The following is a 17,841-nucleotide window of genomic DNA, read 5'->3' on the forward strand; positions in this document are numbered from 1 at the left end:
CCCGGCCGCAGGGCGGCCGGGCGCGCTTCAGCTTCGTGCCCCGGCGGCAGCCGCTTCGCAGGGGGGGCGGGTGCTTGCCGGTCAGCCGCCGCGCGCGCCCACCGCCGAATTGGCGGCCGAAAGCACCGCGCGCACGCTCGCCGTGGCGATGTCCTCGTCGATCCCGCAGCCCCAGACGGTGCGGCCATCGGACGCGCGGCATTCGAGATAGGCGGCCGCACGCGCATCGGTCCCGGCGCCCAGCGCGTGCTCAGTGTAGTCGATGACCTCAAGCTCCACCCCGAAGGCCTCTCGCAGCGTGCCCATCACCGAGGAAATGAGGCCGTTGCCCCGGCCCAAGACCGATTGCTCCGCACCCTCGACCGCGATGGTGCCCGCGAAGATGCGCGTGCCATCGGCGGCGCGGCTTTCCTCGTAGCGGACGAGCTGGAAGTGCTTGGGGTGGATCTTGACGTGATAGGCGCGGCGGAAGGCGTCCCAGATGTCGGCGGCATTGAGCTCGCGGCCCAGTTCGTCCGCCATCGTCTGCACGTGCCGCGAGAAATCGGCCTGCATCCGCTTGGGGAGCTTCAGGCCCTGGTCCTTCTCGAGCACCCAGGCAAAGCCCCCCTTGCCGGACTGCGAGTTGACGCGGATCACCGCCTCGTAGGAGCGCCCGAGATCGGCGGGGTCAACGGGGAGGTAGGGCACGCGCCAGACCGGATCGTTCTGCGTCTCGCGCGCCTCGAAGCCCTTCTTGATCGCGTCCTGGTGGCTGCCGGAAAAGGCGGTGTAGACCAGCTCCCCGCCATAGGGGTGGCGCTGGTGGACCGGGATGGCGTTGCAGTATTCCACGGTCTCGATCACCCGGTCGATGTCCGAGAAATCAAGGCCCGGATCGACTCCTTGCGTGTAGAGGTTCAGGGCCATCGTGACGAGGCAGCAATTGCCGGTGCGCTCGCCGTTCCCGAACAGGCAGCCCTCGACCCGGTCCGCGCCCGCCATCAGCCCCAGCTCTGCCGCCGCGACACCCGTGCCGCGGTCGTTGTGGGTGTGGAGCGAAATGACCGCCTTCTCGCGCCCCGGCAGGTGGCGGCAGAAATACTCGATCTGGTCGGCATAGACATTGGGCGTCGCCGCTTCGACCGTGGCGGGCAGGTTGAGGATGATCGGATGATCCGGCGTGGGCTGGAGCACCTCCATCACTGCCGCGCAGACCTCGATGGAGAAGTCCAGCTCGGCGGTGGAGAAGGTCTCCGGCGAATACTGGAAGTGCCACTCGGTGCCCGGATAGCGCGCCGCCTCGTCGCGCATCACCTTGGCCCCGGCGACGGCGATCGCCTTCACCTCCTCGCGGCTCATGCGGAACACGATGTCGCGCCACGCGGGAGAGACGGCGTTGTAGAGGTGGACGATCGCCGCCCGCGCGCCCTCGAGGCTGGCGAAGGACGTGCGGATCAGGTCCTCGCGGCTTTGGGTCAGCACCTGGACGATCACGTCCTCGGGGATCGCGTCCGATTTCACGAGGCCGGCGATGAAGTCGAACTCGGTCGCCCCGGCGCTGGGAAAGCCGATCTCGATTTCCTTGAGGCCGATCTCGACGAGGAGGTCGAAGAAGCGGCGCTTCTTCACCGCGTCCATCGGATCGATGATCGACTGGTTGCCGTCGCGCAGGTCGGTCGAAAGCCAGCGGGGGGCGCGCTCGATCAGCTTGGAAGGCCACTGGCGGTCGGGCAGGTCAATCCGGCCGAAGGGCCGGTACTTGGCGGAAGGCTCTTTGAGCATGGGCATGGAACAAGGCTCGCGCGGGAAGGATCGGGAAGCTGCGGCGGTTCACCCTTGGGAGCGGTGCCGCGCTGCCTGATGCGCGCGCCGACCTACGCCCAAGGGCGCATAAGTCGAAGCAGCAGCGCAAGTCCGTGTCCCGTCATGCCGGCTGTCATTGCCGATTCTTGCGTGGGGCGCAAGCCGGGAATGGCCCTGATTTCATCCGCAGCGCGCGTCGCGGATGATGTTCTGCGCATCGAGCATGATCGAGAGGCGCGGATTGGTCGGGTCGGGGTTGACGAAGCCGTCCCCGCCGAAGGCGACGAAGCGCAGGTTGTCGGTCCGGCCGAGCGTCTTCGCGATGGCCGCGCGCGTCGCCTGGTCGGCGGGCTTGCCGAGGAAGGGGCCCATCAGCGGTGCGCCACATTTCGCGGCGGCAGGATCGGTGAGGGTGCCGCGCGCGAAGGCGCCGGGCGCGGCGCCGGGCAGGGGCGCTGCCACCTTGGGAGCGACGGTCGCGGCGGCTGTCGGCGCGCCGACACCGGCAGAAGGCGTCGCCTCGCCGCCAGCGCCGATGCGCGCGGCGAAGCTTTCGGCATCATTGCCCGGCTGCGCGGGCTCGCTCCCGCAGGCGGCAAGGGCGACGGGGGCAAGGGCGAGGACGAGCGAGCGGCGGCTTGTGATCATGGTGACGGGTCCAATGAAGAAGATCGGCTCGTCCAAACGCGCCTTCTATTACCGGATCATGACAGCGGCCGGGGGCGCAGGCGGTCGGGTGTGAGTTGGTCAACCCGCGTCACCCCCATCAGCCGCATCCCGCGCTCGATCTCGTCCCTGAGGATGCCGAGCGCGCGCTCGACCCCATCCTGCCCCGCCGCCGCCAAGGCGTAGAGGTAGAGCCGCCCGCCCGAAGCGGCGCTCGCCCCGCTGCACAGGGCCTTCAACACGTGGGTGCCGCGCCGCACCCCGCCGTCGCAGATGATCTCTATCCGCCCGCCGACTGCATCGACGATCTCGGGGAGCTGGTCGAAGGGCGCGCGGGACCCGTCGAGCTGGCGTCCGCCGTGGTTCGATACCATGATGGCGTCCGCTCCGATCTCGACGGCCCGGCGCGCGTCCGCGGCGCTCATCACGCCCTTGAGGACGAAGGTGCCGCCCCAGTCCTGCCGGATGCGGGCGGCGGTGTCCCAGTCCATCGCGGTATCGAGCATGGTGTTGAAGTATTCGGCGATGCTCACCGCCTTGCCGGTTCCCTCGGCCACGTGAGTGTCGAGGTTGGGGAGGCGGAATTTCTCGCGCAGCACGTAGTCGAGCGTCCAGCGCGGCCGCGTCGCATAGCTCCACACGCTCGCGGGGGTGAAGCGCGGCGGAGTGGTGAAGCCCGAGCGCAGGCACCGCTCGCGCTTGCCCGACACGATGGTGTCGACCGTCAGCGCGAGGGCATCGAACCGCGCCGCCTGGCAGCGCTGGATCATGCTGGCGTTGAGCCCCTTGTCCTTGTGGACGTAGAGCTGGAACAGCTTGGGGCCTGTGGTGAGCGCGGCAATCTCCTCGATGCTGCGGGTCGCGAGGCTCGAGATGCCGAACCACAGGCCGAACTTTTCGGCGGCGCGGGCGACAGCGGTCTCGCCTTGCCAGTGGAAGGCGCGCTGGACGGCGGTGGGCGAGAGCATCAGCGGGAGGGCCGAAGGGCGGCCGAGGATCGTGCAGGACGTGTCGATCGTCTCGACCCCCGCGAGGACGTCGGGGACAAGATCGACGCCCGCGAAGGCGGCGGTGTTGCGCGCCTTGGTCAGCTCGTCGTCCGCCGCACCGTCGATGTAGTCGAACACCGGGAAGGGCAGCCGCGCCTTTGCGAGCCTGCGAAAATCATCGATGTTGTGGCAATCGGACAGGCCCATCACGGCGCGCAGTCTTGAAGCAGTCGCTTCGCCAAGTCGACGATTTTTGTGCGCGCCCTGTCACCTCCGCCCGCGGCAATGCGAAAGACAGGCGAGCGGGTGATGCACGATCATCCGCAGGCATCACGCAGTCAAGGATATCCCCGATGAAGCCCATCCGCCTGCTCGTGGCACTCGCTGCCATCGCCGCACCGCTCGCGCTCGCTGTTCCCGCAATGGCCGATGGCGGGATTTATGCCGCCAGCGCCAATGTCGCGGTCGGCGGCTACGACACGGTCAGCTATTTCCGCGGCAAGGGCACCCCGTTGAGGGGCAGCGCGGCGCACAAGGTGATGTGGAAGGGCGCCGAATGGCGCTTTGCCACCGCTCAGAACGCCGCCGCCTTCAAGGCCGACCCGGCCGCCTTCGCCCCGCAATATGGCGGCCACTGCGCCTGGGCGATTGCGCAGGGCTATCTCGCCCCGGGCGACCCGACGGCCTACGACATCGTCGGCGGCAAGCTTTACCTCAACTACGATCAGCCCATCCGCGCCAAGTGGCACAAGAATATTGCCGGCTTCATCGCCAAGGGTGGGCCGAATTGGGCCAGGATCCCGGCCGGCAAGACCTACAGCGGATCGTCCTTCTTCGGGTTCTGATCCGCTGCATGGCGGGCGACTGGCGGGCTTACCCCTTTGCGGCCCGTCAGTCGCCTTGCCCGCCTATTGCTTTTCAAAGGCGACCGAGATGTCGAGCTCGACCTCGTTGCTGACCAGCGGGATGCCGTAGTTCACGCCGAAGTCAGACCGCTTGATTTCGGTTTCCGCCTCGAAGCCGACGGTCTCCTTCTTGTTGAAGGGGTTGACGCCCGCGCCGGTGAATTCGGCCTCGAAGGTGATCGGCTTGGTCACGCCGTTGAGGGTGAGGTTGCCGGTGATGACCGCCTTGGCGGTATCCTTGGGATCGACCTTGACGGCGGTCGACACGAAGCGGGCCGGGGCAGGCGCGGGGCCGAAGAAGTCGGGCTTGCCGCCGTCCTTGCCCGCGCGCAGCAGATGCTCGGTCAGGCCCTTGCTCGCGGTGGTGACGCTTGCGACGGGGATCGTCACGTCCACCTTGGCCGCATTGGGGTTGGCCGGATCGAGCACCAAAGTGCCCGCGACATCGCCGAAGATGCCGTAATAGTCGTTGAAGCCGAAGTGGTTGACCTCGAAGGCGATCAGCGAATGCGCCGGATCGGCGGCATAGGTTCCGGCGGTCACGCGCGCAGGGTCGGCGGCGCCGGGAACCTGAGGTGCGCCTTGCGCGAACAGTGCCGGGGCGGCGGCAATCCCGCCGGTCACGAATGCGAGAGTTGCGGCCGCGGCGGCGGTAAAGGCGATGCGGTTCATCTTGGTTGATCCTCCTGATGTTCAGGCTTCAATCCCCGACGAACCGCACCGGTTCCACGCTTCGGCGCGTCAATTCTTCGCCTTGTCCACCAGCTTGTTCGCCGCGATCCACGGCATCATGGCCCTGAGCTTCTCGCCGGTCTGCTCGATCGGGTGGGCGGCGGCGCGCTTCCTCGCGGCCTTGAGTTCGGGCTGGCCGGCGCGGTTGTCGAGCACGAAGTTCTTCACGAAGCGGCCCGACTGGATGTCGTCGAGCACGCGCTTCATTTCGGCCTTGGTGTCGGCGGTGATGATCCGCGGGCCGGTGGTGATGTCGCCGTATTCGGCGGTGTTGCTGATCGAATAGCGCATATTGGCGATGCCGCCTTCGTAGAGCAGGTCGACGATCAGCTTGGTTTCGTGGAGGCATTCGAAATAGGCCATTTCGGGCGCGTAGCCTGCCTCGACCAGCGTCTCGAACCCGGCCTGGATCAGGTGGGTGATCCCGCCGCACAGCACCGCCTGCTCGCCGAACAGGTCGGTCTCGCACTCCTCGCGGAAGTTGGTCTCGATGATCCCCGAACGCCCGCCGCCGACGGCGGAGGCGTAGGCGAGGGCGACGTCGTGCGCGGAGCCGCTCGCGTCCTGGTGGACGGCGATGAGGCAGGGCACCCCGCCGCCCTTCACGTATTCCGAGCGGACGGTGTGGCCCGGGCCCTTGGGGGCAATCATGATGACATCGATGTCGGCAGGTGGCTCGATCAGGCCGAAGTGGATGTTGAGACCGTGCGCGAAGGCGAGGGCGCTGCCGGGCTTCATGTGGCCCTTGAGATCATTCTCCCAGATCGCGGCCTGGTGCTCGTCGGGCGCGAGGATCATGATGATGTCGGCCCACTGTGCTGCGGCGGTGTTCGAGAGCACCTTGAAGCCCGCGCCTTCCGCCTTCTTCGCGGTGGCCGATCCCTCGCGCAGCGCGATGGCGACTTCGGCGACGCCGCTGTCGCGCAGGTTCTGCGCATGGGCGTGGCCCTGCGATCCGTAGCCGACGATCGCGACCTTCTTGGGCTTGATGAGATCGAGATCGGCGTCGGCGTCGTAGTAAACCTTCATTGTCCGTCCTTGCTCTTGATGTGATCACCTCCCCGGCCTTGCGCCGGGGCCCCGCTGCCTTCCTGCATCGCCGAAGAAAGCGGGGTCCCGGGTCAAGCCCGGGAAGGCGGAGTGATGAAAAGTCTCAGGTCCCTTGCGCCCCGCGCATCATGCCGACCACGCCCGAGCGGCCGACCTCGACCAGCCCGAGATCGCGCATCAGGGCGATGAAGCTCTCGATCTTCTCCGGCGCGCCGGTCAGTTCGAAGACGAAGCTGGTGGTGGTGGTGTCGACCACGTGGGCGCGGAAGATCTCCGCCACCCGCAAGGCCTCGACCCGCTTGTCGCCCGTGCCGGTGACCTTGATCAGCGCGAGCTCGCGCTCGACATGCGGGCCGGCGGTGGTGAGGTCGGTGACCTTGTGCACCGGCACGAGCCGCTCCAGTTGCGCCTCGATCTGGTCGATCACCTGCGGCGGGCCGTTGGTGACGATGGTGATGCGGCTTACCGCGTGGTCCTCGGTGATGTCGGCCACGGTCAGGCTGTCGATGTTGTACCCGCGCGCGGTGAACAGGCCGGTGATCTTGGCGAGGATCCCGGGTTCGTTGTCGACCATGACAGCGAGCACGTGGCGTTCGGAGGCCGCTTCGGTGATCTTCATCCCTGCACACCCATCCCGTTCGCCTCGAGCGCAGTCGAGAGGCCAGTACACGGTGTCTCGACTTCGCTCGACACGAACGGATATTGAACAAGCTCCATCACACCAGCGCCTTGGCTTCGTCGTCCATCGTGCCGTCGACGTGATCGCCGTAGAGCAGCATATCGGTGTGCGCCGCCCCGCTCGGGATCATCGGCAGGCAATTGGCGTCCTGCGCGACGAGGCAATCGACGATCACCGGGCCGTTGTGGTCAAGCATCCGCATGATCCCGTCGTCGAGATCCTTTTCTTCGGTGATGCGGATGCCCTTCCAGCCATAAGCCTCGGCAAGCTTCACGAAATCGGGGAGGCTGTCCGAGTAGGAGTTCGAATAGCGGCTCTCATAGGTCAGTTCCTGCCACTGGCGGACCATGCCCATGTATTCGTTGTTGAGGATGAAGATCTTGACCGGCAGGCGATACTGGCTGGCGGTGCCGAGCTCCTGGATGTTCATCTGGATGCTCGCCTCCCCCGCGATGTCGATCACCAGCGCGTCCGGGTGCCCGAGCTGCGCGCCGATCGCCGCCGGGAGCCCGTAGCCCATCGTGCCGAGGCCGCCGCTGGTCAGCCACTTGTTGGGCGCCTCGAAGCCGAAATACTGCGCCGCCCACATCTGGTGCTGGCCGACCTCGGTGGTGATGATGGGCTCGCGCCCGCGGGTGAGGGCATGGAGACGCTCGACCGCCTTCTGCGGCATGATCATCCCTGGGTGCTTGGCCGAACGATCCGGATAGGCAAGGCATTCGCGCGCCCGCCAACCGGCGATCCGCGCCTTCCATTCGCCGAGGTTGCGCGCCTGCCGGCTGCCCCAGGCCTCGATCAGCTGGCCGAGCACCGTGGCGCAGTCCCCGACGATGCCGAGATCGACCGGGACGACCTTGTTGATCGAGGAGCGGTCGATGTCGATGTGGATCTTCTTCGATCCCGGCGAGAAGGCATCGAGGCGCCCCGTCACCCGGTCATCGAAGCGCGCGCCGATGCAGACCATCACGTCGCACTGGTTCATCGCCATGTTGGCTTCATAGGTGCCGTGCATCCCCAGCATCCCCAGCCAGTCGGGATGGGTCGAGGGGAAGGCGCCGAGGCCCATCAGGGTCGAGGTCACGGGGGCGCTGGTCAGGTCCTGGAACTGCCGCAGCAACCGGCTCGCCTCGGGCCCTGAATTGATGATCCCGCCGCCGGTGTAGAGGATCGGCGCGCGCGCGCCCGCGATCAGCTCCACCGCCTCGACGATCTGCTCGGCCGGGGCGACCGTCTGCGGCGCGTAGCGGTGCGCGCCGGTGCGGACATTGGCGCGGCGCTCGGAGGGGACGGCGATCTGCACGTTCTTGGGAATGTCGATCACCACCGGGCCGGGCCGGCCGGTGGTGGCGATCCTGAAGGCCTCCTTGATCGTCGCGGCGAGATCGGCCGGGTCCTTCACGAGATAATTGTGCTTGGTGCAGTGGCGGGTGATGCCGATCGTGTCGGCTTCCTGAAAGGCATCGGTGCCGATCAGGCTGGTGGGAACCTGACCGGTGATGACGACGAGCGGGATCGAATCCATCCACGCATCGGCAATGCCGGTGATGGCGTTGGTCGCTCCCGGGCCGGAGGTGACGAGCACGACGCCGGGCTTGCCGGTGGCGCGCGCATAGCCTTCCGCCGCATGGGCCGCGCCCGCTTCGTGGCGGACGAGGATGTGGCGGATGCGTTCATCGCCGAACAGCTCGTCATAGATGGGGAGGACCGCGCCGCCGGGATAGCCGAACACGAATTCCACGCCCTGTTCGATCAGGGCATTCACAAGGATCGCCGCCCCGCTCATCGCAGTGGCAGGATCGGGTGCGGAAGGCGCGGGGCTGGCCGGCTTGCCGGTCACGGGGCACTCCATCGACGGGTCGGGCCTTCATCGGCCCTGGTGGATAAACGACCGGCCCGATGCGCCGAGGCGACATCGGACCGTGACCGCGGCGCTAGATGTCATAATCTGACAAGTCAAGCGCTATTCGTGTAACAAAGATGCAAAATACGTATCGATCGCGACAGATTCCTGTTCCCACTTCGGATGGGCCCGCGGCCATTCCGGCGGAGGCTGGCGCCGGAACCAGGTGAACTGGCGCTTGGCATAGTTGCGGGTCGCCTGCTGCCCGGCCGCCAGCATCCGCTCGCCGTCGATCGCACCCGCCAGATAGGCGGCGATCTCGGGCACACCGATCGCGCGCATCACCGGCAGGTCGGGATCGAGCCCGCGCGCAAGCAGCGCCTCGACCTCGGCAATCGCCCCCGCGTCCAGCATCGCCGCGAAGCGTGCATCGCACCGCTCGTAGACCCAGGCGCGCTCGGGCTCGACGATCAGGGGGACGAGGTTGACCATGTCCGCAATCCCCCCCGCCTTGGCGCGCTGCCAGTCGGCCAGCGTCACCCCGGTCGAGCGCTTGACCTCGAGCGCGCGGGCAATCCGCTGGCGGTCGCCGGGGTCGAGCTGCATGGCGCGTTCGGGGTCCTCGATCGCGAGGAGCTTGTAGGCGTCGCCCTCGTCCATCGCTCGCACCGCCGCGCGCACCGCCGGGTCGATGGCCGGGATCGGGGCGATGCCCTCGAGCAGGACCTTGAGATAGAGCCCGGTGCCGCCGACCAGGATGGGCACCGCACCCGCCTCGTGGCAGGCCGCGATCTCGGCCCGCGCCCGTGCGGCCCAGGCGGCGGCCGAGCAGGCTTCCGCCCCGTCCCAGGCGCCGAACAGCCGGTGCTCGATGCCTGCCATCTCCTCCTCGGAAGGCCGCGCCGAAAGAATGGCGAGGTCGGCATAGACCTGCGCCGAATCCGCGTTGATCACCACGCCGCGCCGGCCTGCCGCGCCGAGCCGCTGCGCCAGCGCCACGGCAACCGCGCTCTTGCCGCTCGCGGTCGGCCCTGCAATGAGCGCCAGCGGCTCGGAAGGAGAAGTCGGTATGGTCATGGCGCGGCTGATAGCAGAGACCGGCACAAGTGAAACGCGTCTCGCGCGGATCGCCGAGCGGCTTGCGGGGGAGGGGGGCGAGCTGACCGCCTCGGCCCGCGACGGCGAGATGCTCGAGCTGCGCTGCGCGGGCACCACCGTCACCGCCCTGCTCGATGCGGTCGACGCCGTCTTCGCCCCCGCCGCCGTGCTCGCGAGCGAGACGGAGATCCGCGTGCCGGCCGTGTTCGTCTCCGACATGGATTCGACCATGATCGGGCAGGAATGCATCGACGAGCTTGCCGATTACGCCGGTCTCAAGCCGCAGATCGCCGCAATCACCGAGCGCGCGATGCAGGGCGAGCTCGATTTCGCGAGCGCGCTGCGTGAACGGGTGGGGCTGCTCGAGGGGCTCGACGAGCGCGCGATCGACGCCTGCCTTGCCGAGCGGGTGAGCGCCTCGCCCGGGGCGCGCACCCTTGTCGCGACGCTGGCGGCGCTCGGCACCCGCACCGTGCTGGTGACGGGCGGCTTCCACCACTTCGCCGATCCGGTGGGCGCAATGCTGGGTTTCCACCGCGTCGTGGGCAACCGGCTCGAGGTTGCGGACGGCCGCCTGACAGGCAGACTGGTCGGCGACATCGTCGACAGCGCGGTGAAGGCGGCGGTGCTCGCCGAGGAGGTCGCCGCGGCAGGCGAGGGCGCGCTCAGCCTCGCCACCGGGGACGGCGCCAACGACATTCCGATGATCGCGGCCGCGAGCTACGGCTTTGCCTTCAAGGCCAAGCCGCGCGCGCGGGCGGCCGCGAACGGGCGGGTGGACGATGCCGATCTCACCGCGGTTCTGACATTGCTGGGCATTCCGCGGTTGCAGTGGCGGGATTCGTGACCGACCGGGCTTTTGCGGAACGGGTTGCAACAGAGATACCGAATCGGCTATTAACATTCATGTAAGCAAGCATGGCGTAAGTGCAGGCCAACGCTCAGGAACCCCGACGATGACCCAGACCGCCCGCGACGACTACAGCCGGATATTCGCCTCCGACGGCACGGTGCTGCTGCATCCGGACCGCCCGGTTGCGCGCTACCGCCCGCTGCGCGCGGTGCGCAACTTCCAGAAGCTCATCAAGGACAAGGAAGACACGTCGCTGGTCTTCAAGATCTTCGAATCCCTGCCCTCGAAGGACTTCCTGCCGCGCGTCGAAGAACTGGCGCTGTCCGAGCGCGGCGCGGCGCTGCGGGCGAGCGAGCCCTATCTGCCCGAAATCCTCGACGATCACGAGGCGCTGCGCCGCACGCCCAGGGGATCGCTCGCGCACGCCTATTGCGATTTCATGGAGGCCGAGGGCCTTTCCGCCGCCGGGCTGGTCGCCGAATACGACCGGGTGGGGCGTCCCAGGTATCCCGACCTCGTCGAGTGGTTCATCAACCGCTCGCGCGACACGCACGACCTGTTCCACGTGCTCACCGGCTATGGCCGCGATGCGCTGGGCGAGCAGTGCGTGCTGCTGTTCACCCACGGCCAGGCGCCCAGCCATGGGCACCTGCTGATCGGCTATGCGGGCGCGGCGAACATCGCCAAGACCGTGCGCGGCAGCAAGGCGCCGGTGTTCGGCGCGGTCCGTCAGGCGCACCGCACCGGCAAGGGCGCGCCGTCGCTGATGGCGCAGCCGATCCGCGAACTGCTCGCCCGGCCGCTCGAGGAGGTGCGCCGCGACCTGCGCATCCCCGAACCGACGGTCTATCGCGAGTGCCATCGCATCTGGCGCCGCGAGGGGATCGACCCCTACGACCTCCTCTCCGGCAAGCCGGTCGAGCCGCAACTCCTCGCCGCCTGATCGCGCTACCGGCCGCCGAAGCGACCTGATGCGAGGGGACCAGCCGCTTGTGTCCAGTGCGGGTGTGTCGGAACGGTTCGAAGTGCCAGACCGCGCACGGATGGCGCCCTCATCGGCGGGCATGGACAGCAACTGACACCAATGTTAGTAAGGCTCCCGAAAGTGGCCCGCCCGCGAATCGCAAGAAGGATGTGACGGACATGACGTTGCTCGATCTCCCGCTGGTTGCGCCCGAGCGCCGGGTGTCGGGCTTCCGGCCGCTCAAGGTGCTCCGTCACTTCGGAAAGCTGGTCGAGGACAAGGAGGATACCGAACAGGTCTTCCACATCATCGAGGCGACCAAGGGGCGGCGCAGCCATGCCCAGGCGCACGACTTCATCGCCTCGCCCCAGGGCCAGCGCCTGCTGCGCCAGGGCGCCAGCATCCCCGCCATGCTCGACGATCACGCGCGCTGGGCCGATTGCGGTCCCGAAACGGTCGCGGCGCATTACATCGCCTTCATGAAGCGCGAGGGACTGTCGGCGGCAGGCTTGGTGGCGGAAAGCCACAAGTGGGCCCCGCCCGAAAGCCTGCCCAAGGATCAGACCCAGTGGTATTTCGATCGCCTGCGCGACACGCATGACCTGTTTCACGTGCTCACCGGCTATGGCCGCGACGCGCTGGGCGAGGTGAGCCTGCTGGCCTTCAGTTACGAGCAGAACCACAATCTCGGCATCCTGTTCATCGCCTATGCCGGCGCCCGCCAGATCAGGAAGGTGAGCGGCACCCGGGCGCCGATCTACGCCGCGATCAGCGAGGGCCGGCGGCTCGGCCGGGCGGCGGCCAAGATTGCGCACCAGGACATCGAGGCGCTGATGCGCGAGAATATCGCCGCGGCCCGCGCGCGGCTCGGGATCGGCAGGCCGGAGGTCTATCGCCAGTGCCTTGCGATCCTGCATTCGGAAGGCACCCTGAGCGAGAACATCTCCCTCAGCGGGGCGCAGGCGGCTTAGAGCGAAAATTCCTTCGCTCTAAGCCCGTCTTAGGGCCGCCTTCCCTTTGCACGCGCCATGAAAGTGAAGAAAGGGGCTGCGACAGGCTCGGCCCGGACGCAGGGTGCGCTCAGCCCTCCATCCACTCCTGGAAGAACCGCTGGTGCGCCGCGCGCAGCTCGCCGAGCGCCACGCCCAGCACCGTCTCGCCGCCGACCGTGCCGATCCGCTGGAAGCCGATCTGCGCGGTCTCGTCGTTTCTCGTCCCCTTCGCGAGCGCCGCGTTCAATGCCGCGACGTCGGGGACGGTGACCAGGTAGCGGCCCTGATCCTCGCCGAACCACCACTGGGCGGGGGTGTAGGCGGGATTGCCCGCTTCCACCTCGGCGCCGATGCCGCCGGCCAGCGCCATTTCCGCAAGCGCCACCGCGAGGCCGCCGTCGCTGAGGTCGTGAACCGCGTTGACCAGCCCATCGGCGATCAGTTCATGGATGATCGCGCCCGCGTTCTTTTCGACCGTGAGGTCGGTCGGCGGGGTGCGGCCGCCTTCGATGCCCTTGACCACGCGCAGCCACAGCGACTGGCCGAGGTGCGAGCGGGTGGGATCGGGCCGCGCCCAGAACTCTGGCCCGACGAGGTAGATCGCATCGCCCGCGTTCTTGAAGTGCATGGTCATCATCTTGGCGAGATCGGTGATGATGCCGACCCCGCCGATCGCGGGGGTGGGGAGGATCGCCGAGCCGCCGCCGGTCGCCTTCGATTCGTTGTAGAGGCTGACGTTGCCCGACACGATCGGGAAGTCGAGCGCGCGGCAGGCGTCGCCCATGCCGTCAAGGGCGTGGACGATCTGCGCCATGATCTCGGGGCGCTGGGGGTTGGCGAAGTTGAGGCAGTTGGTCACCGCCAGCGGCCGCGCGCCGACGGCGCACAGGTTGCGATAGGCCTCGGCGATCGCCTGCTTGCCGCCCTCGTAGGGGTCGGCGAAGACGTAGCGCGGGGTGCAGTCGGTGGTGATGGCGAGCGCCTTGCCTGTCCCGTGCACCCGCACCACGCCCGCATCGCCGCCGGTCTGGAGCGTGTCGGCACCGACCTGCGAATCGTATTGCTCGGCGATCCAGCGGCGCGAGGCGAGATCGGGGGAGGCCATCAGCTTGATGAGGTCACCTGCGACATCATCCGTGGCCGGGACTTCGCCCAGCGGCTTCACGCCCGCCCATGCAGCGTATTCCTCCTTGGAGAGGTAGGGCCGGTCATAGAGCGGCGCATCGTCGGCGAGCGGGGCAAGCGGGATGTCGCACACCACCTCGCCGTTGAATTCGAGCACCATGTGGCCGGTATCGGTGACTTCGCCGATCACCGCGAAATCGAGCTCCCACTTGCGGAAGATCGCCTCGGCCATCGCTTCCTTGCCGGGCTTCAGCACCATGAGCATCCGCTCCTGGCTTTCCGAGAGCATCATTTCGTAAGGCGTCATGCCCGTTTCGCGGCAGGGCACCTTGTTCATGTCGAGCCGGATGCCCGCGCCGCCCTTGGACGCCATTTCCACCGAGGAGGAGGTGAGGCCGGCCGCGCCCATATCCTGGATCGCGACGATGGCATCGGTCGCCATCAGCTCGAGACAGGCCTCGATCAGCAACTTCTCGGTAAAGGGGTCGCCGACCTGTACCGTGGGGCGCTTGGCCTCGGCGTCCTCGCCGAAATCGGCGCTCGCCATGGTCGCGCCGTGGATGCCGTCACGCCCGGTCTTGGAGCCGACATAGACGATCGGATTGCCGAGGCCGGTGGCAGCGGAATAGAAGATCTTGTCCTGATCGGCCACGCCCACGGTCATGGCGTTGACGAGGATGTTGCCGTCATAGGCGGGGTGGAAGTTCGTCTCGCCCGCCACCGTGGGCACGCCGACGCAGTTGCCATAACCGCCGATGCCCGCAACCACGCCCTGCACCAGATGCTTCATCTTGGGGTGCTCGGGCCGCCCAAAGCGCAGCGCGTTGGCATTGGCGATGGGCCGCGCGCCCATGGTGAAGACGTCGCGCAGGATGCCGCCGACCCCCGTCGCCGCCCCCTGGTAGGCCTCGATATAGGAGGGGTGGTTGTGGCTCTCCATCTTGAAGATTGCCGCCTGCCCGTCCCCGATATCGATCACGCCCGCGTTCTCGCCCGGGCCGCAGATGACCCAGGGCGCCTCGGTCGGCAGCTTCTTCAGGTGGATGCGCGAGGACTTGTAGCTGCAATGCTCCGACCACATCACCGAGAAGATGCCGAGCTCGACAAGGTTCGGCTCGCGGCCGAGCGCTGCAAGGACGCGCGCGTATTCTTCGGGGCTGAGGCCGTGGCTCTCGACGATCTCGGGGGTGATGGCGCTCATGCGGGTTCTCCTTGCCCAGCGCCCCTAGATCAGCGGGCGCGCGAGGCCAAGCCGCCGCGTTTCCTGAACCAGCGATTCTGCGCAACCCACCCGGCCAGCGCGGTGAGCACGCCGAAGGCGAAGAGCGCCTGAAGGTAGAGGAGCGGTCCCGCCGCTGCGGGTGCCGGGCCGAACCAGCTGATGGCCTGAAACAGCAGCATCGCTCCCGCCAGCCCCGCTGGCGGCCCGAGCGGCCCGCGGGTGCGCCGCATGAAGAAGGCGAAGGCCGTGCCGGTCAGCGCCAGTTCGAGCGGGATCGCGGCCCACGGCCAGTTCCACAGGCCGAGACCGAGCTTGGGCGGGGTGCCGTCCCAGGTGAGATCGGGGACGTGGACCAGCCAGTCGAGGAACCAGTGGGACAGCGCGACGAGCCCGGCCAGCACCCCCAGCCGCACATCGCGCCGCCACAGCGCCACGAGCGCGCAGAAGGTCGCGGCCCAGATCGCCGTGCCGAGAAGCGAGTGGGTGTAGGGCATATGGTAGAGGTCGAAGGGCACCATCACGCTCGCTGCGGGATCGACTCGCATCGCTTCGGCGCCCACCAGGGCAAGGCTGAAGAAGCCCCAGTCCGCCAGTTGCGCCGCGACGAACATGGTCGCGAGCCGCGGACGATCGGGCGTGACCGCGGCGGCCACGAAGGCCGGGGCGAAATGGCCGATGAACATGGTGCCTCCCCCCCGAGCCCCCGCTTCAGGCCGAGGCGGGTGCGAAGCGCAGCACACCCAGCGTCGCGATCGCGCTCGCCGCGCCGGTGACGAAGGCGCCCCACAGGATGTCGAGCACGCTGATATGCGTGGCCCACACCTTCATCACCGCCTGATTGGTGAGGTCGAAGGTCGCATAGCACAGGGCGCCGAGCAGGATCCCGTTAAGCAGCGCCGGCTGCACCGCGCCCGCTTCCAGGCCCGGCCGGATCGCGAACCAGGTGATCCCGGCGATGTAGATGAGGTAGAAGGCGACCGCCGCGCCGCCATTGAAGTTTTCGGCCATGATCTCGCCGATCACCGGCTTGTAGAGATTGACCGAGGCCCAGCGCAGCCACACCATGTCGAGCGCCAGGAAGGACACGGCGGCTATGCCGTAGGCGATGATCCACTTCAACATCGTAAGGCTATCCCTGTGTTCTGCGGCCCGGCGAACGCGGTCAGCCTTGACCGCGCCAGCGCGCCCCGTCAATGCTCGCGGCATGGACGAGGGCACCCCGGATATCACTGCCATGAGCTTCGAGCAGGCGCTCGGCCAGCTCGAGGCGATCGTGCAGCAATTGGAGCGCGGCGACGTGCCGCTCGACCAGTCGATCACGCTTTACGAACGCGGCGAGGCGCTGCGCGCGGCCTGCCAGCAGCGGCTCGATGCGGCGCAGGCGCGGATCGAGCGGATCGTGACGGCTGCCGACGGGCGCGCGACCGGCACGCGCCCGTTCGATGCGGAAGGTTGAGGGACGATGCTGATGGAAACGGGGGTTAGCGTGCTGAGCGAGGCATTGGGGCGCGTGCAATCGGAGATCGACTCCGTGTTCGACGCGCTGTTGCCGGTGCCGGACGACACCTCGGCGCGGCTCGTCGAGGCGATGCGCTATGCCGCAATCGGCGGCGGCAAGCGGGTGCGTCCCTTGCTGGTGTGCAGCACCGCGAGCCTGTTCGGCGTCGCCCGCGATGCGGCGCTGCGCGCGGGCGCGGCGATCGAGGCGATCCACGTCTATTCGCTGATCCACGACGACCTGCCCTGCATGGACAATGACGACCTGCGGCACGGCAAGCCGACCCTGCACAAGGCCTATGACGAGGCGACCGCGGTCCTCGCGGGCGATGCGCTCCACGCGCTCGCCTTCGAGATCCTCGCCGACGATGCGACGAGCGAGGATCCCTTCACGCGCAGCGAGCTGATCCTGACGCTCGGCCAGGCGTCGGGCATGAACGGGATGGCCGGCGGGCAGATGATGGATATGGTCGCCGACGAGGAGGGCGTGGTCTACGATCTCCACGCCGTCACCCGGCTCCAGCAGCTCAAGACCGGCGCGCTGCTCGCCGCCGCGGTCGAGATGGGGGCGATCCTCGGCAAGGTTCCTCCGCAGGGCCGCGCGCATCTCAGGGCCTATGCCCGCGACATCGGGCTCGCCTTCCAGATCGCCGATGACCTGCTCGACGTCGAGGGCGATATCGCAAAGGCTGGGAAGGCGCTGCGCAAGGACAGCGAACAGGGCAAGCAGACCTTCGTCACCCTGCTGGGTGTCGATCGCGCCCGCGAACAGGCCCGCGCGCTGGTCGATCAGGCGGTGCTGCGGCTTGCCTCCTACGGCGCGGAGGCCGACATCCTGCGCGCCCTGGCCCGTTACATCGTCGAGCGCGACCGCTGATCGCGGCGTCGGGGAGGACACACGCCATGACACGCCGCGTCGGGATCTATCCCGGGACCTTCGATCCCATCACCCTCGGCCATGCCGACATCATCCGCCGCGGCTCGCGCCTGGTCGATCACCTCATCATCGGCGTCACCACCAACATCGCCAAGAGCCCGATGTTCACCGACGCCGAGCGCATCGCGATGGTCGAACGCGAGGTGGCGAGCCTATCCCTCAGCAATGTCGAGGTGGTCGGCTTCAACGCGCTGCTCGTCGACTTTGCCGATGCGCAAGGCGCCTCGGTGGTGATCCGCGGCATCCGCGGCGTCACCGATTTCGAGTACGAATACCAGCTCACCGGCATGAACCGGCAATTGAACGATCATGTCGAGACGATCTTCCTGATGGCCGATGTCAGCCTTCAGCCGATCGCCAGCCGGCTCGTGAAGGAGATCGCGCTCTACGGCGGCGACATCCACAGGTTCGTCAGCCCTGCTGTTTGCGCGGATGTGGTCGCCCGCGTGCGCGAGCAGGGGCTGAAGGGCGGCGGCTGAGGCGGGGCCGCCCGCACCGCGTGCCGCC

18 protein-coding genes are annotated in these 17,841 nt (G+C 67.8%); 7 read left to right on the plus strand and 11 right to left on the minus strand.

Annotation, left to right across the window (positions count from 1 at the left end):
• Positions 1-81: 81 nt before the first annotated feature.
• The 3 genes from leuA to OPU67_RS02065 form a co-directional block, all read right to left on the minus strand.
• Entirely contained in the window at positions 82-1,770 is a 1,689-nt protein-coding gene (gene leuA, locus OPU67_RS02055) for a 2-isopropylmalate synthase (protein WP_267617174.1), read from the minus strand.
• Between the two features lie 195 nt (positions 1,771-1,965).
• A complete protein-coding gene (locus tag OPU67_RS02060) occupies positions 1,966-2,433 on the minus strand; it encodes a hypothetical protein (protein WP_267617175.1) in 468 nt (155 codons plus the stop codon).
• A gap of 56 nt (positions 2,434-2,489) precedes the next feature.
• A complete protein-coding gene (locus OPU67_RS02065) occupies positions 2,490-3,647 on the minus strand; it encodes an alpha-hydroxy acid oxidase (RefSeq protein WP_267617177.1) in 1,158 nt (385 codons plus the stop codon).
• A gap of 146 nt (positions 3,648-3,793) precedes the next feature.
• On the opposite strand from OPU67_RS02065, the gene OPU67_RS02070 reads away from it, so the two are divergent.
• Positions 3,794-4,285, plus strand: coding sequence for a YHS domain-containing (seleno)protein (locus OPU67_RS02070; RefSeq protein ID WP_267617178.1), 492 nt, complete (start codon positions 3,794-3,796; stop codon positions 4,283-4,285).
• Positions 4,286-4,348: 63 nt separating this feature from the next.
• On the opposite strand, the gene OPU67_RS02075 is transcribed toward OPU67_RS02070, so the two are convergent.
• From OPU67_RS02075 to miaA, 5 genes are all read right to left on the minus strand, one after another.
• The gene (locus OPU67_RS02075) at positions 4,349-5,017 is read right to left on the minus strand and encodes a YceI family protein (RefSeq protein WP_267617180.1); all 669 of its coding nucleotides are present in this window, start codon (positions 5,015-5,017) and stop codon (positions 4,349-4,351) included.
• 69 nt (positions 5,018-5,086) lie between these two features.
• Entirely contained in the window at positions 5,087-6,106 is a 1,020-nt protein-coding gene (gene ilvC, locus OPU67_RS02080) for a ketol-acid reductoisomerase (RefSeq protein WP_267617182.1), read from the minus strand.
• 124 nt (positions 6,107-6,230) lie between these two features.
• The gene (ilvN, locus tag OPU67_RS02085; protein WP_267617183.1) at positions 6,231-6,746 is read right to left on the minus strand and encodes an acetolactate synthase small subunit; all 516 of its coding nucleotides are present in this window, start codon (positions 6,744-6,746) and stop codon (positions 6,231-6,233) included.
• A gap of 97 nt (positions 6,747-6,843) precedes the next feature.
• Complete coding sequence (gene ilvB / locus OPU67_RS02090; RefSeq protein WP_267617432.1) at positions 6,844-8,589, minus strand: biosynthetic-type acetolactate synthase large subunit; 1,746 nt, start codon at positions 8,587-8,589, stop codon at positions 6,844-6,846.
• A gap of 177 nt (positions 8,590-8,766) precedes the next feature.
• A complete protein-coding gene (gene miaA, locus OPU67_RS02095; protein WP_267617185.1) occupies positions 8,767-9,723 on the minus strand; it encodes a tRNA (adenosine(37)-N6)-dimethylallyltransferase MiaA in 957 nt (318 codons plus the stop codon).
• On the opposite strand from miaA, the gene serB reads away from it, so the two are divergent.
• The 3 genes from serB to OPU67_RS02110 all read left to right on the plus strand — a co-directional run bounded on the left by serB (position 9,716) and on the right by OPU67_RS02110 (position 12,532).
• On the plus strand, positions 9,716-10,591 hold the full coding sequence (gene serB / locus OPU67_RS02100; RefSeq protein WP_267617186.1) for a phosphoserine phosphatase SerB: 876 nt from the start codon (positions 9,716-9,718) through the stop codon (positions 10,589-10,591). The genes miaA and serB overlap by 8 nt on opposite strands.
• A 109-nt stretch (positions 10,592-10,700) precedes the next feature.
• Positions 10,701-11,540, plus strand: a complete 840-nt coding sequence (locus OPU67_RS02105) for a Coq4 family protein (protein WP_267617188.1) — start codon at positions 10,701-10,703, stop codon at positions 11,538-11,540.
• Between the two features lie 200 nt (positions 11,541-11,740).
• Entirely contained in the window at positions 11,741-12,532 is a 792-nt protein-coding gene (locus OPU67_RS02110; protein WP_267617189.1) for a Coq4 family protein, read from the plus strand.
• A 109-nt stretch (positions 12,533-12,641) separates the two neighbouring features.
• On the opposite strand, the gene purL is transcribed toward OPU67_RS02110, so the two are convergent.
• Genes purL through OPU67_RS02125 form a run of 3 tightly spaced genes read right to left on the minus strand, consistent with a single transcriptional unit; the run spans position 12,642 to position 16,022 of the window.
• A complete protein-coding gene (purL, locus tag OPU67_RS02115; RefSeq protein ID WP_267617191.1) occupies positions 12,642-14,879 on the minus strand; it encodes a phosphoribosylformylglycinamidine synthase subunit PurL in 2,238 nt (745 codons plus the stop codon).
• 29 nt (positions 14,880-14,908) lie between these two features.
• Complete coding sequence (locus OPU67_RS02120) at positions 14,909-15,583, minus strand: hypothetical protein (RefSeq protein ID WP_267617192.1); 675 nt, start codon at positions 15,581-15,583, stop codon at positions 14,909-14,911.
• A 25-nt stretch (positions 15,584-15,608) separates the two neighbouring features.
• Positions 15,609-16,022 (minus strand): DUF2177 family protein, encoded by a 414-nt coding sequence (locus OPU67_RS02125; RefSeq protein ID WP_267617194.1) that lies wholly within the window; start codon positions 16,020-16,022, stop codon positions 15,609-15,611.
• Positions 16,023-16,104: 82 nt separating this feature from the next.
• Here OPU67_RS02125 and OPU67_RS02130 point away from each other — a divergent pair, with 82 nt between their 5' ends.
• Genes OPU67_RS02130 through coaD form a run of 3 tightly spaced genes read left to right on the plus strand, consistent with a single transcriptional unit; the run spans position 16,105 to position 17,813 of the window.
• Complete coding sequence (locus OPU67_RS02130) at positions 16,105-16,356, plus strand: exodeoxyribonuclease VII small subunit (RefSeq protein ID WP_267617195.1); 252 nt, start codon at positions 16,105-16,107, stop codon at positions 16,354-16,356.
• 12 nt (positions 16,357-16,368) lie between these two features.
• Complete coding sequence (locus OPU67_RS02135; RefSeq protein ID WP_420708939.1) at positions 16,369-17,274, plus strand: polyprenyl synthetase family protein; 906 nt, start codon at positions 16,369-16,371, stop codon at positions 17,272-17,274.
• 26 nt (positions 17,275-17,300) lie between these two features.
• Positions 17,301-17,813: a pantetheine-phosphate adenylyltransferase gene (gene coaD / locus OPU67_RS02140; protein WP_267617197.1), complete on the plus strand. Its 513-nt coding sequence runs from the start codon at positions 17,301-17,303 to the stop codon at positions 17,811-17,813.
• Positions 17,814-17,841: the final 28 nt, after the last annotated feature.

Source organism: Erythrobacter sp. WG (assembly GCF_026586795.1).
In the GTDB taxonomy this organism is placed as follows: domain Bacteria; phylum Pseudomonadota; class Alphaproteobacteria; order Sphingomonadales; family Sphingomonadaceae; genus Erythrobacter.

Bases quoted from the DNA above. Each gene is read 5' to 3' on its own strand.
- leuA (WP_267617174.1), bottom strand. From the start codon at position 1,770: ATGCCCATGCTCAAAGAGCCTTCCGCCAAGTACCGGCCCTTCGGCCGG.
- OPU67_RS02060 (WP_267617175.1), bottom strand. From the start codon at position 2,433: ATGATCACAAGCCGCCGCTCGCTCGTCCTCGCCCTTGCCCCCGTCGCC.
- OPU67_RS02065 (WP_267617177.1), bottom strand. From the start codon at position 3,647: ATGGGCCTGTCCGATTGCCACAACATCGATGATTTTCGCAGGCTCGCA.
- OPU67_RS02070 (WP_267617178.1), top strand. From the start codon at position 3,794: ATGAAGCCCATCCGCCTGCTCGTGGCACTCGCTGCCATCGCCGCACCG.
- OPU67_RS02075 (WP_267617180.1), bottom strand. From the start codon at position 5,017: ATGAACCGCATCGCCTTTACCGCCGCCGCGGCCGCAACTCTCGCATTC.
- ilvC (WP_267617182.1), bottom strand. From the start codon at position 6,106: ATGAAGGTTTACTACGACGCCGACGCCGATCTCGATCTCATCAAGCCC.
- ilvN (WP_267617183.1), bottom strand. From the start codon at position 6,746: ATGAAGATCACCGAAGCGGCCTCCGAACGCCACGTGCTCGCTGTCATG.
- ilvB (WP_267617432.1), bottom strand. From the start codon at position 8,589: ATGAGCGGGGCGGCGATCCTTGTGAATGCCCTGATCGAACAGGGCGTG.
- serB (WP_267617186.1), top strand. From the start codon at position 9,716: ATGGTCATGGCGCGGCTGATAGCAGAGACCGGCACAAGTGAAACGCGT.
- miaA (WP_267617185.1), bottom strand. From the start codon at position 9,723: ATGACCATACCGACTTCTCCTTCCGAGCCGCTGGCGCTCATTGCAGGG.
- OPU67_RS02105 (WP_267617188.1), top strand. From the start codon at position 10,701: ATGACCCAGACCGCCCGCGACGACTACAGCCGGATATTCGCCTCCGAC.
- OPU67_RS02110 (WP_267617189.1), top strand. From the start codon at position 11,741: ATGACGTTGCTCGATCTCCCGCTGGTTGCGCCCGAGCGCCGGGTGTCG.
- purL (WP_267617191.1), bottom strand. From the start codon at position 14,879: ATGAGCGCCATCACCCCCGAGATCGTCGAGAGCCACGGCCTCAGCCCC.
- OPU67_RS02120 (WP_267617192.1), bottom strand. From the start codon at position 15,583: ATGTTCATCGGCCATTTCGCCCCGGCCTTCGTGGCCGCCGCGGTCACG.
- OPU67_RS02125 (WP_267617194.1), bottom strand. From the start codon at position 16,022: ATGTTGAAGTGGATCATCGCCTACGGCATAGCCGCCGTGTCCTTCCTG.
- OPU67_RS02130 (WP_267617195.1), top strand. From the start codon at position 16,105: ATGGACGAGGGCACCCCGGATATCACTGCCATGAGCTTCGAGCAGGCG.
- OPU67_RS02135 (WP_420708939.1), top strand. From the start codon at position 16,369: ATGGAAACGGGGGTTAGCGTGCTGAGCGAGGCATTGGGGCGCGTGCAA.
- coaD (WP_267617197.1), top strand. From the start codon at position 17,301: ATGACACGCCGCGTCGGGATCTATCCCGGGACCTTCGATCCCATCACC.